General features: G+C 67.8%; 8 protein-coding genes. 2 read left to right on the top strand and 6 right to left on the bottom strand.

All coding sequences use genetic code 11. The features are described 5' to 3' along the window. From MTR62_RS17610 to MTR62_RS17590, 5 genes are all read right to left on the bottom strand, one after another. Positions 1-1296 (bottom strand): mannitol dehydrogenase family protein (locus MTR62_RS17610; RefSeq protein ID WP_244023371.1); only part of this gene is annotated, 1296 nt, incomplete at its 3' end. Then, positions 1293-2708: a glucuronate isomerase gene (uxaC, locus tag MTR62_RS17605; protein ID WP_244023369.1), complete on the bottom strand. Its 1416-nt coding sequence runs from the start codon at positions 2706-2708 to the stop codon at positions 1293-1295. The genes uxaC and MTR62_RS17610, both read right to left, overlap by 4 nt. After that, complete coding sequence (locus tag MTR62_RS17600) at positions 2708-4351, bottom strand: family 43 glycosylhydrolase (protein WP_244023367.1); 1644 nt, start codon at positions 4349-4351, stop codon at positions 2708-2710. The genes uxaC and MTR62_RS17600 overlap by 1 nt, the downstream gene beginning before the upstream one ends. 6 nt (positions 4352-4357) lie before the next feature. Then, positions 4358-5362, bottom strand: a complete 1005-nt coding sequence (locus MTR62_RS17595; protein WP_244023365.1) for an alpha/beta hydrolase — start codon at positions 5360-5362, stop codon at positions 4358-4360. A gap of 33 nt (positions 5363-5395) precedes the next feature. Further along, complete coding sequence (locus MTR62_RS17590; RefSeq protein ID WP_244023363.1) at positions 5396-8230, bottom strand: TonB-dependent receptor; 2835 nt, start codon at positions 8228-8230, stop codon at positions 5396-5398. A gap of 287 nt (positions 8231-8517) precedes the next feature. On the opposite strand from MTR62_RS17590, the gene MTR62_RS17585 reads away from it, so the two are divergent. Both MTR62_RS17585 and MTR62_RS17580 read left to right on the top strand, forming a co-directional pair. After that, positions 8518-9840 (top strand): pectate lyase family protein, encoded by a 1323-nt coding sequence (locus MTR62_RS17585; protein ID WP_244023375.1) that lies wholly within the window; start codon positions 8518-8520, stop codon positions 9838-9840. 53 nt (positions 9841-9893) lie between these two features. Continuing rightward, positions 9894-10244, top strand: a complete 351-nt coding sequence (locus tag MTR62_RS17580) for a cupin domain-containing protein (RefSeq protein WP_244023373.1) — start codon at positions 9894-9896, stop codon at positions 10242-10244. 426 nt (positions 10245-10670) lie between these two features. Here MTR62_RS17580 and MTR62_RS17575 read toward each other — a convergent pair whose 3' ends face one another. Continuing rightward, complete coding sequence (locus MTR62_RS17575) at positions 10671-12221, bottom strand: carboxylesterase/lipase family protein (protein ID WP_244023361.1); 1551 nt, start codon at positions 12219-12221, stop codon at positions 10671-10673. Between the last annotated feature and the right edge of the window lie 74 nt (positions 12222-12295).

Here is a 12295-nt window from a genome sequence, read left to right as displayed (position 1 = left end):
CGCCACGTCGGCGTCGGAGCCTTGCGCCGCGATCCGGGCGAGCGGCTGGGCCAGCGGATCGTCGAGCGCTCCCCAGCGCGGCGCGTTGGCGCCGCGAAGATGCGCGAACCACGCCGACAGAGCGGCCGCGATGCCGGGGCATGTGCGCCCCATCCGACGGTTGGCCTCGAGCGTTTCGAGCCAGCGCTGCGGGATCTTCTGGCTGCCGTCCATCGCGATCTGGATGAGCTTGTGGTTGAGCGCGGGATTTTCGAACCGGGCGAGCAGCGCGTCGGCGTAGGCGGGCAGGTCCTGCTCGGGCGCGGCGGCGATGGTGGGCGCGGCCTCGGCGCGCATGATCCCCTCGATCAGCGGGCGGATCTGCGGGTCGCGCACCGCTTCGTGGACGAAAGCGTGGCCACGCTGCAAACCTAGGTAGGCGAGCGCGGAATGCGCGCCGTTGAGCATGCGCAGCTTGGCCGTCTCGTAAGGCGCGACATCGCTGACCAGCTGGGCGCCGTGGCGCTCCCAGCCGGGCCGAGCGCCCGCGAAACGGTCTTCGATCACCCACTGGCTGAAGGGCTCGGTCATTACCGCGCCTTCGTCGCGCAGGCCCAGCGCCCCGGCCACCGCGTCGCGATCGGCCGGGGTGGTGGCGGGCACGATGCGATCGACCATGGTCGAAGGGCAGGTGCATTCGGCTTCGAACCAGGCGCGCAGATCGGGCGCCTCGCTCTCCAGCCAGGCGTGCATCAGCCGTTCGAGCTGGCGCCCGTTATCGGCCAGATTGTCGCACGAAAGCAGGGTAAGCCCGCCGCAGCCTGCGGCTTTTCGCTGGCGCAGGGAATCGGTCAGGATGGGATAGAACCCGTCGCGCGCGGCGGCGCGGTCGAGCGTCCCGTCGGCCTTGCGGCAGTAGCCCTTCTCGGTGACCGTAAAGCTGACGATGCGCGTTTGCGGCGCGGTGAGCTGGACCGCGAGGCGCGCGGCGGCCTGGGGCGCGACGAGCACCTCGCGCACCGATCCGATTACGCGGTGTTGCTGCCCCTGCGCGCTGCATTCGCTCAGCGTGTAGAGCCCGCCTTGCGCGTTGAGCTGGTCGGCCACGCCTGCCGAGCGCAGCGAGACGCCGCAGATCATCCAGTCCCGCTCGCCCGCGTTCATTGCCGCGTCGGTGTACCAGGCCTGGTGCGCGCGGTGAAAGGCGCCGATGCCGAAATGGACGATGCCCACCCCTTGCGCGTCGCGCTCGTAGCCGGGCCGTGCGATCGCGGAGGGCAGCGCGCCGAGCGCGGCGGCCGAAAGGCGCGCGCTCACAGCCTGTAGGCCTGCTTGACGAGATTGTAGGCAAGGTCCTGCGCGAGTTCGGCGGCCTCCCAATCCTCGATCCGATGCTCCATCACCAGTTCGGCGAGGAAGCCGCAGTCGATCCGCCGCGCGACATCGTGGCGGGCCGGGATCGACAGGAAGGCGCGGGTATCGTCGTTGAAGCCCACCGTGTTGTAGAGCCCGGCGGTTTCGGTCGTCATGCGGCGGAAGCGGCGCATGCCCTCGGGACTGTCGTGGAACCACCAGGCCGGGCCGAGCTTGAGGCAGGGGTAGTGGCCTGCGAGCGGGGCCAGTTCGCGCGCGTAAGTGCTTTCGTCCAGCGTGAACAGGATGATCGAGAGCCCCGGCTCGTTGCCGAAACGGTCGAGCAGGGGCTTGAGATTGGCGACGTATTCGGTCCGGCTCGGGATGTCGGCCCCCTTGTCGCGGCCGAAACGCTGGAACACGCGCGCGTTGTGGTTGCGAAAGGCGCCGGGATGGATCTGCATGACCAGCCCGTCCTCAAGGCTCATCGCGGCCATTTCGGTCAGCATCTGGGCGCGGAACAGCTCGGCCTCGGCCGGGGTGCAGGGCCCTTTGGCAACTTTGGCGAACAGCGCCTCGGCCTCGGCCAGGGGCAGGTCGGCGGTGCGCGGGGTGGGGTGGCCGTGGTCGGTCGAGGTGGCGCCCATCGCGGCGAAGAAGGCGCGGCGTTTGCGGTGCGCGGCAAGATAGCCCTGCCAGGTGCCGCAATCCTCGTCGGTGAGGTCGGAGAAGCGGGCGAGGTTGGCCTGGAAGCCCTCGAACTCGGGGTCGATCACCGGGTCGGGGCGGTAGGCGGTGATGACCTTGCCCTGCCAGCCGCCGGGACGGGCGTTTTCTTTGCGCAGCGCGGCGTGGTGTTCGAGCGTGTCGAGTGGGCTTTCGGTGGTGGCGATGGCTTCGATGCCGTAGCGATCGAACAGCGCGCGGGGGCGGAACGCCTCGCTCGCCAGAGCCTGGGTGATCGTGTCGAAATAGAGGTCCGAGGTCTCCGCTTCGAGCCGCACGGTCAGGCCAAAAGCCTCGGCGAAGACCCAGTCGAGCCAGAGCCGCGAGGGCGTGGCGCGAAACAGGTGGTAATGGCTGGCGAGCAGGCGCCAGGCCTCGCGCGGGTCGGCTTCGGGGTTGCGCACGCCCAGCGTCTCCATCGGCACGCCCTGCGAATAGAGCATGCGAAAGACGTAGTGGTCGGGCACCAGCAGCAGCTCGGTGGCGTTGCCGAAAGGCGCGTTGCGGGCAAACCAGGCGGGATCGGTGTGCCCGTGCGGGCTCACGATCGGCAAGCTGGCGACCGAGGCGTAGAGTTCGCGCGCAAGCGTGCGGGTGGCCGGATCGGCGGGAAGCAGGCGGTCGGGGTGAAGCGTCAGCGGGCGGGGCATCAATCGTCCAGTGCAGTGAAACGGAAATTGCGAAAACGGGCCTCGCCCGAACCGGCGGCGTAGAGGCCGGGGCGTAGCATCAGGAACCCGCCGCGTACATTGTGGTGGTAGCCCGAGACTTCCATGCCGCGATCGAAGCGCTGCCAGCTCGCCCCGCCATCGCCCGAGGTGTGGAAGGCGACGATGTGGCGCCGGTTGGTCACGCGCATCTTCATCTGCGCGCCGTGCGGGTTGGCGGGGCGCGCGCGTTCGATCCCGTACTGGTGGGTGACGAAGCGCGCGGTATCGAAGCCGAGCCCTGCGTAGAGCCTGTCGTCGTAGAACAGCAAGAGCCCCGCGGTGCAGCCCGGATCGATCGCGATGTCGCATTCGAACTGGTAGGCAGGATCGCCCGCGATCTGGAGCAGTGGCGATCCATCGCGGTGTGCGGTGCCCCGTGCGGCCAGGTGCAGCACGCCGCCCGACACCCGGCAACGCTGCGCTTCGTCGGGGCCAGGGCGGAAGAACGACCAGCGCGTGCCGAGCGCGAGCGGCGCGGAAAAATCGTCCGACAGGGCCAGGCCGTGGGGCACTGCCGCACCGCCTTGCGGGATTGCGAGCGGGCACGAAAGATCGCCGCCGGTCATGCGCGGCCAGCCGTCCGCGCCCCATTCCACCGTATCGAGCAGGCATTGACGGCCAAGTGTCCACAGTCCCGCTTCGTAGCCGTGATAGAGCGCGTACCAGCGCTCGTCAGGCCCTTCGACGAGCGAGGCGTGCCCGCGCGACCACCAGGCTTCGTCAAGGCTTTGCGTGCGCACCAGAGGATTGTCGGGGTGCTGCTCCCACGGACCATGGATCGAGCGCGAACGCGCGGCGATGACCATGTGCCCGGTCGGCGGCCCGGCGGTGCCGCCCACCGCGCTTAGCAGATGGAACCAGCCGTCGTGCCAGTGAATCTTGGGGCCTTCGGGCGAAAAACCTTCGACGTCCCAGTCTTCGGGATAGCGCCAGGGATCATAGACGTGCTCGACCGCCCCGGCCACGGAGAGACCGTCGGCGCTGAGGGGAACCCGGTCCCCGCCTGAAAGGAACAGCCAGCGCGAACCGTCCTCGCCAACCGCGTGGCACGGATCGATATGCGCGTGCAGGCCAAGCGCGACCGGGTCGCTCCAGGGGCCGTCGATGGTCTCGGCGGTGATGACGTAGATGTCGTTGCGCGGCTCGGCCTTGACCGGAATGTAGAGGAAATAGCGGCCCTCGTGCTTGATGAGGCTCACCGCCCAGACCGAGCCGATGTTGCGGGTCAGCGCGGCTTTGCGCGGCTGCCAGTTCACCAGATCGCGGCTGTGCCAGATGGTGAGGCAGGGGTAGGCGTCGAAGCTCGAGAACGTGAGGTAGTAGTCCTCACCGTCCTTGAGGATCGCCGGGTCGGGCCGGTCGCCCGAAAGCACGGGATTGAGGAAGGTGCCATCGCCCCGGTCGGCGAGGCGCTGGTTGTCGCGCCCGCGTTTCCAGGGGAAAGCGGCAGAGGTTGCCGGGGCGGGCAGGAGGAGAGAGGATTTGCCCGCCCCGGCAGCGGCCGCCGATCCCGTCGGTGCCGCCAGTCCCATGACACCCAGCGCTGCACTCTTGAGCGCGCTGCGCCGGTCGAATTCGGTCATCCTAAATCATCCCAGTCCACAGGTGCGGGCCCAGGCGCGCCACAGCTCGGGCCAGGCCTCGACCGGCTTGCCCAGCGCCTTGCGCAAGCCGAAGCCGTGTCCGCCATGCGTGAAGAGGTGGGTTTCCACCGCGATCGAGCGGCCCTTGAGCGCCGCGCGCAGGCGCAGCGTGTTGTCCACCGGGACGATGGCGTCATCCTCGGCGTGGAGCAGGAAATGCGGCGGCGCGTCGGCGGGCACGGTGCGATCGGGCGAATGCGCGGCCTCGCTTTGCGGCGAGGGAGCGGGGCCGAGCAGCAAGGCGCGCGAACCCACGTGGGCGATCGCCGGGTCCATCGAGACCACCGGGTAGATCGGCGCGGCGCAGACCGGGCGGGCGGAAAGCGCGTCGGCCGCGTCGAGCGGCGCATAGACCCGCGTGGCAAAGCGCGCGGCCAGATCGGCGCAGACATGCCCGCCCGCCGAAAAGCCCATCGTGCCCACGCGTTCGGGCACGATCGCGAAAGCGCGCGCGCGCTGGCGGATCACGCGCATGGCGCGCTGCGCGTCGGCCAGCGGCACGTCGGCGCGCTGCGCCCAGCCTTCGCCGGGCAGGCGGTAGAACAGGACAAAGGCGGTGAACCCGCGCGCGGCGAGCCAGCGCGCCATTTCGTAGCCTTCCTTGTCGACCACGACGTGCTTGTAGCCGCCGCCCGGAGTGAGCAGCACCGCGCCGCCGTTGGGCCGGTCGGGCCGGAACACGACGAGGCGCGGGCGCGCGATGCCGCGCACCGCGCGGTCTGTGACGAGCGGATCTTGCGCGCGTTCGGCCACGGTTTCGACCGGGGGCGGGGTCGGCATTCCCGGCGCGCCCGAGGGCCACAGGTCGATCGTCTCGGCCGGCTGGGGCAGACCGGGGGGAAGGGCGCCGGGCGCGTGGGGAGGGGCGGTCTGGGCCCGCCCTTCTCCCCTTGCGATGGTCAACCCCGCGAGCAGCGATGCCCCCACGAACGATCGGCGGTCGATGGTCATGAAGGCACCCTTTTCCTGCGTCCAGGCCTTGGCTCAGTACTTGAAGCGCGCACCGAACAGGAAGGTGCGGCCATAGTGGTTGTTTTCGTAGTTGCGGTTGGCTTCCAGGTCGGTGAAGCGGTAGCGGTAATCGTCGGTGAGGTTGGTCCCCTCGACCGAAAGCTCGATCTGCTCGGTCAGCTTGTAGCGGATCGAGGCATCGACGTTGAGCGAGCTGCCGTAGCCCTCGAACACGTTGTTGTTGCCGCTCGTGCTGTCGCTGTAGCCGCTGCGGTAGGCGACCGAGCCCCGGATCGAGAACGTGCCATCGTCGTAGTAGGCGGTGGTGTTCCACGAGCGCTTGGCAAGCCCGAGCAGCGGCTGGGTGTAGGCGCCGTTGGCCTGTGCGACGAGCTTGTTGGCCGAGGCATCGTAAGCCAGCGCGCCGGCGATCGAATAGTCCACGTCGCTCTGCACCAGGGTGAGGTTGGCGAGCACGCCGAAGTTGCGCAGGAACCCGTCGGAAAAGGTCGAGAAGGGCAGCTGCAGGGCCAGTTCGATGCCCTTCAGGGTGGCGCCCGGACCGTTACCGGTGGTCTTGAACTGGAACTCGCGGTTCGGGTCCTCACCCAGCACCACCGCGTTGTAGGCGGGGGTCCCGGCGGTCAGCAGCGAGGTCGGCAGGCCGCTGTCGGCCCAGGTGCCCTGGAACGAGGTGGAGATCGGGAAGCTCGCGATGTCCTTGGCGAACAGCGCGACCGAGGCCAGCGCGCCCGGCGCGAAGTACCATTCCACCGCGACGTCGTAGGTCGTCGCGCGGTAGGGATCGAGGAACGGATTGCCCGAGGAGATCGAGAAATTGTACTGGTCCACCGACCCGCCCGGCGTCAGGCTGCCGAGCGTGGGACGGGTGATCACCTTGGCGATCGCCCCGCGCACGATCAGGTTGTCGGCCGGGAAGATGTTGAGGTTGAACGAGGGCAACCAGTCGTCGTACTCGCGCTGGACCGTGACGTAAGTGCCGTCCGAAAAGCCTGAGGAGGACTGCTTGGTCTTGGCGTAGCGCACGCCCGCGTTGCCGGTGACGCGCAGACCCAGCAGTTCGGTTTCGAACTGGGTCATGAACCAGCCGCCCATGGTCTTTTCGGTCACCGCGCGCTGCTCGCCCTGCTGCAGCACCGCCTCGCGCCCGTAAAGATCGATGGCATCGGCCGCGGCCTTGAGATCGGGGACGATCCAGCTGGTGGTGGTGCCCGCCGGCTGCCCCGCGTTGCCCAGGTTGAAGGTCTGCGAAATGGCGTCGGTGACTTGCGCGCCGTTGGTCCCGGCATCGCAGGTGAAGGCCGCGCAATAAGTCGAATCGCGCCGGTAGCCGACCGTGTCGAAATCGAACTGGCGGAAGAACCCGCCACCCAGCAGCTTGAAGCCTTCGGTGACGTCCCAGTCCAGATCGCCGGTGAAGGTCTTGAATTTGTTGGTCAGGAACGAAGGCCGGTCGCGGAATTCGGCGAAGGTGAAGCTGGAGGGATCGTCGATCCCGCTGCCGAAGGTGAGCACCGGCGACTTCATGTTGGAATAGTCGTAGTGGTAGCCGGTGGCGTCGGTGTCGTCGAAGATCAGCGTGGTCTCGACCGGGATGTCGGCCTTGGACTTGGACACACCGCCCAGCAGGTTGACCTTGAGGCTGTCCGACAGGCGCTGTTCGAGCCGCGCGGAGAGCTGGTAGAACTTGGTCTGGCTTTCCCGGTGGTAACGCTCGGTGCGCACGTAGACGTTGTCGAGATCGGCCGAAATCAGGTTGTTGTTGGCATCGATCGTGTAATTGGACACGTCGATCGACTTTTCGTTGCTGCGCAGCAGCACCTCGCCCCAGTATTCGTCGCGGTTCTCCTTGAACAGCGAGTAGAGCCCGTCGAGCGAGAGCTTGGTGTTCTCGTTCGGCTCGAACTGGATCGAGGCGGTTGCGCCCAGGCGGTTGCGATCGTGGCTGACGAGGCCGTAGCGCGGAATGCGCGGGTGGAACGCCTCGGCCACCGCGATGCAGGCATCGGACGGGTCGGCGACGAAGCTCGACCCGCTCATGCAGGTTTCGCCGTCGACCGAGCGGAACGGGGCCTGCGCCCAGCGCACCGAGTTGTTGCCCAGTTCCTGCGTGGTGTATTTCGACCAGGCGACCGAAGCCGAAACGCCGAAGGTCTGGTCCTCGTTGACCCAGCCGACGAGGCCGGCGAGGCGCGGGGAGAGGTCCTTGGACAGGTCGTTGTAGCGCCCTTGCGCCGAGGCGACGAGAGTCATCCCGGTCTTGCCCGACAGCGGAACCCCGGTGTTGAGGTCGACCACGGCGCCCAGCGAACCTTCGTCGAGCGCGGCCTCGGCGGTCTTGTGGACCACGATCGAGCTGAACAGTTCGGAGGCGAACACGTTGAAGTCGAACGCGCGGTCGCGGTTGGCCGAGGCGCCGTCGGTCGAGGTGGCGATGGTCTCCATGCCGTTGACCCGGACACGGGTGAACTGCGCGCCGAGGCCTCGCACGGTGATCGCGCGGCCCTCGCCCGCGTCGCGCTGGATCGAGATGCCCGGAATGCGCTGGAGCGATTCGGCCAGGTTCTGGTCGGGGAACTTGGCGATGTCCTCGGCGACGATGGCGTCGACCGCGCTCACCGAATCGCGCTTCACGTTGATCGCGGCGTCGAGCGACTGGCGGTAGCCGGTCACGATGATCGACTCCATGTCGAACGCGTCGCTCTGCGCGCTCGCCGATGGGTTGGTTGTCGTCTGGCTGGTGGTGGCGGCGCTGTCCTGCGCCTGCGCCACGTGTGGAAGTGCCAGCGCGCTGGTCGCCACGAGCGCGCTCTTGACTAGTGAAATCCTCGATACATGCTTGCGCATGGCCTCATCCCCTCACTTGGCTCATTAGTCTTATGTTACCGGTGTCAGGATTGCGGACAGTGTCTGTCGCCCCTGTCAGTTCATCGTCTCCCAACGCCTTTCGGCGCGTACTTACGGTGGTTCGTATCCCCCGTCCCTGTATTACTCTATCGAGTATTGTCCCCATTATTGGGTGTTGCTCTTAGTGGTAACCGGTGTCATTGTTATGGCCGCAGGCAACCCGTCCTGTCAAGAAGCAGAAGTAGAGTGGGAGAGTTGTTTTGAGTTTTCGTAAGCTCACGAGCCGTTTGGCGCTATTCGCCGGAGCCTTTTTTGCTTGTGCGGCGACCGCTTTTGCTGCCCCCGCCGATCCGACCCACGGTGGCGAGGGGGGGCGAATCGTGCGCGTGACGACTCTGGCCAAGGACGGCCCCGGCTCGCTCGCCGCGGCCCTTGCGACCAAGGGCAAGCGGGTCATCGTGTTCGAGGTGGGCGGGGTGATCGATCTCGGACGCTCGACGCTCGAGATCACCGAACCCTTCGCTACGATCGCCGGGCAAACCGCCCCGTCGCCGGGCATCACGATCATTCGCGGCGGGATCGACCTCAAGAGCCACGACATCGTCCTCAGCCACCTGCGGATCATGACCGGGGTCGATGGCCAGCCCAAGCTTTCGGGCTGGGAGGCCGACGCCTTCTCCACCGTGGCGGCCTACAACGTGGTGGTCGAGCATTGCAGCTTCTTCTGGGCGATCGACGAGAACATGTCGGCCTCGGGCCCGCGCTTTGCCGGCGAGACGGTGGCCGACTGGCGCCGCAACACCAGCCACGACATCCTTTTCCGCGAAAATATCGCCGCCGAGGGCCTGGCCGACGCCAGCCACCCCAAGGGTGAACACTCCAAGGGCTCGCTGGTCCACGACAACACCACCCACATCACCTTCTACCGCAACCTGTGGGCGCACAACATGGAGCGCTCGCCACTGGTCAAGGGCGGCGCGCAAGTGCTGATGATCAACAACATGATCTACGATCCCGGCCACCGTGCGGTGCACTACAACCTGATGAATCTGGAATGGGCCGGGCATGACTATGTTACTGGCGAGATCACCGCGGTGGGCAACCTCATGCGCGCGGGCAACGCGACCGCGCCCGGCTTGCCGTTCCTGATGCTCGGCGGTGACGGCGATCTCGCCTATTATGGCAAGGACAACAAGTCGGTCGATCGCTGGGGCAATCCCGCGCCGATGTTCGGGCGCTACGGCGTGACCAAGGCCCGCCTGATCGAGAAGGACAGCCCGATGGCCAGCCTCGATGGCTACGCCATCCTGCCCGCCGACCAGCTCGAGACGAGCCTGCTCGCCAGTGTCGGGGCCCGCCCCTGGGATCGGGCGCCCGACGATATCCGTATGCTGTTCTTCGTGGCCGAAGGGCGCGGCGAGATTCTCGACGACGAAAAGGTCGTGGGCGGCTACCCGCACTCCGCGCCGACCCGCGCGCCCTTCGTCGAGAAGGACTGGAACATGGCGACGATGACGCCGCGCTCGGGCGTCTATCCGGGCCAGAAGACCGGCGCTCAGGAAAAGCTCTCCGCACGCGACGCGGCGATGCGCGCGGCGCCCCGGCCGTGACCGGGGCGGGGGCGTTCGTCGCAGGGGTGCTGCTCGCGGCGGCCGCGCCGCCGATGGCGGTGATCGACGAGGCCGAGACCGTGCGCGAGGAAGCCCCTCCGCACGGGGCCATCGGAATGAGCACCGCCTACCGCATTTCCGATGCCGCCCCGCCCCCGCGCACGATGGAGTTTCGCCGCCGCGTGCTCCACCCGGGCGCGGCGATCGGCCTTCACCCGATCGCGCACGATGAGGTCTACTACGTCCTTGCGGGCGAGGGGCTTGTCCAATCCGATGGAAAGACCGCAAGGCTCACGCCGGGCATGAGCGCCTATCTCTACACCGGCGCGGTGGTCGGCATCCGCCAGACCGGTGCGGCACCGCTTTCGCTCATCATTGCCTATCCGGTCCCGCCCGAGAAATAGAAGGAAGGCCGTTCAAGGTGTTCACCCCCTCGTCCTCCTCCCCTCCCGCTTGCGGGAGGGGCGGGAGGGGCTTCGACGGGCACCATGCAATTCCTAGGGCGCGCGTTCATGCGTTCACGCCNGTCCCGCCCGAGAAATAGAAGGAAGGCCGTTCAAGGTGTTCACCCCCTCGTCCTCCTCCCCTCCCGCTTGCGGGAGGGGCGGGAGGGGCTTCGACGGGCACCATGCAATTCCTAGGGCGCGCGTTCATGCGTTCACGCCCTAGTGGATTGATTTTGCCATTTGCATCCCCTGGCGGCTGGGATGGGTCTGCAAATGTCAAAATCGTAAAATGCACTAGAATCAAATAAATGCTAGTGGTTCGAAGCGATTCTGACATTTGAGCGCGCCCTATCCGATAGGGTATCAAATGTCAGAATCGAACCACTAGCTTCCCGGCTGCACGTAAGGCGCGCTGGCCCACAGTTCGCGCTCCCAGCGGCGCGGGTCCGCCTCCACGCGCGAACGATCATCGAAGACCATCGTGGCGCGTGTCGGCAAGGCGTAGGGTGACCACTCGGCAAGGCCGGGGCGCCCCTGGCGGGCGAGCCCGGCAAAGGCGCGCATCATCGTCTTGCTGAGCGCCTGCGCCCCGGTATCGGTGCCCGAATAGCTTCCCGGCGCGTCGAGCGTGCCAAAGACGTAAGGAATGTCGTCGGTGTGCGCCGCGCCGCGCAACGGGTCGAGCGGGGAGGGGCGGTCGAGCTGGTAGACCCAGGTGGCCGCCGCTCCGGCGTGGGCGCGCGCGTCCGCCTCGATCACTTGCCCCGGCCATGAGCGGCCCGCCGTGGTCGCGGCGTAGAAGATCCGCTCGGGGCTCCACTGCGGGTAGCGTGTACGGTACTGCGCGACGGCCCATTGCGGATCGAGGTCGATCTTGATCTCGGGCGCGATGCGCGCGGGCAGATTGTCCCAGTTCAGGCCCGCTAGCTTGGGCCCGCGCGGGTCGAGGAAGGCGCGCGTCTCGTCGTGCACGTTGCCCAGGATCATCGGCACGTCCAGCGATTGCGGCGCGGCGTCGGGCCAGAACGGATGGCGCGGCAGGTTGGTCATGTCGAGCACCGGGCCGAAGTAGACCGGCCCCTGGCCCATGACCGGATCGGTCGCGTCGAGCCCCTCGATCAGCCGCTCGACCGGCAGCGCGCGCAAGGCCGCGACGTCTCCCTGTGCAAGCCCGAGGTGCGCGAAGAAAGCGCGGGTGCGCGCCTCGGCGTGCATCGGCCCGCTGGCCTGGACCTGCTGGCCGCTCATCGTCGCCGCGCTGTGGAACAGCCCGCGCGCGGCGGGCATGGCCATGAGCGTGGCGATCTTGGCGCCGCCGCCCGATTGCCCGAAGACCATCACCCGCGCTGGATCGCCGCCGAAGCGGGCGATGTGCGCGTGCACCCACTGCAGCGCCAGGATGAGGTCGAGCTGGCCGAGGTTGCCGCTGTCTCCCAGCCGCAGGTCGAAGGACTTGAGCCAGGCGTAGCCCAGCGCGTTGAGGCGGTGGTTGACGGTAACGACGACGACGTCGCCACCGGCCGCCAGCCGCGCGCCGTGGGTCAAGGGGTCGGTGACCGAGCCGGTGGTGTAGGCGCCGCCGTGGAAATAGACCATGACCGCGCGGCTGGCGGCCGGGTGCGCCTCGGGCGTCCAGACGTTGAGGAACAGGCAGTCCTCGCTCTGGGGCTGGTCGGACAGTGCGCGTTGTGGGCACAGCGGTCCGAAGTGTGCGGCGGTAATCGGCGCGCCATCGATCGGTTCGGGGCGGGGCGGGGCAAAGCGTTCGGCGCGGCCGTAGCGGATACCACGAAAGGTCCAGACGGTGCCCTCGCGCACCGCCTCGAAACGCCCGACGCGCGGCGCTCGTGAGGGGCGGGCACCGAGCGGCGCCGTGGTCAGCGCGGCGTTCAGGGCATTGGCGGCTCCCGCGGCCAGAAACGTGCGGCGCTTCATCGCGGCCCTACCGCCGCACATCGGCATTAGGCGCGAAGGCGTCGAGTTCGCGTCTGGGGATGCGGGGCATGTCG

The sequence above is a fragment of the Novosphingobium organovorum genome (genome assembly GCF_022832435.1).
In the GTDB taxonomy this organism is placed as follows: Bacteria; Pseudomonadota; Alphaproteobacteria; order Sphingomonadales; family Sphingomonadaceae; genus Novosphingobium; species Novosphingobium organovorum.
The sequence above is the reverse complement of the archived record's forward strand: the minus strand, read 5'-3'. Positions and strand labels throughout refer to the sequence as shown.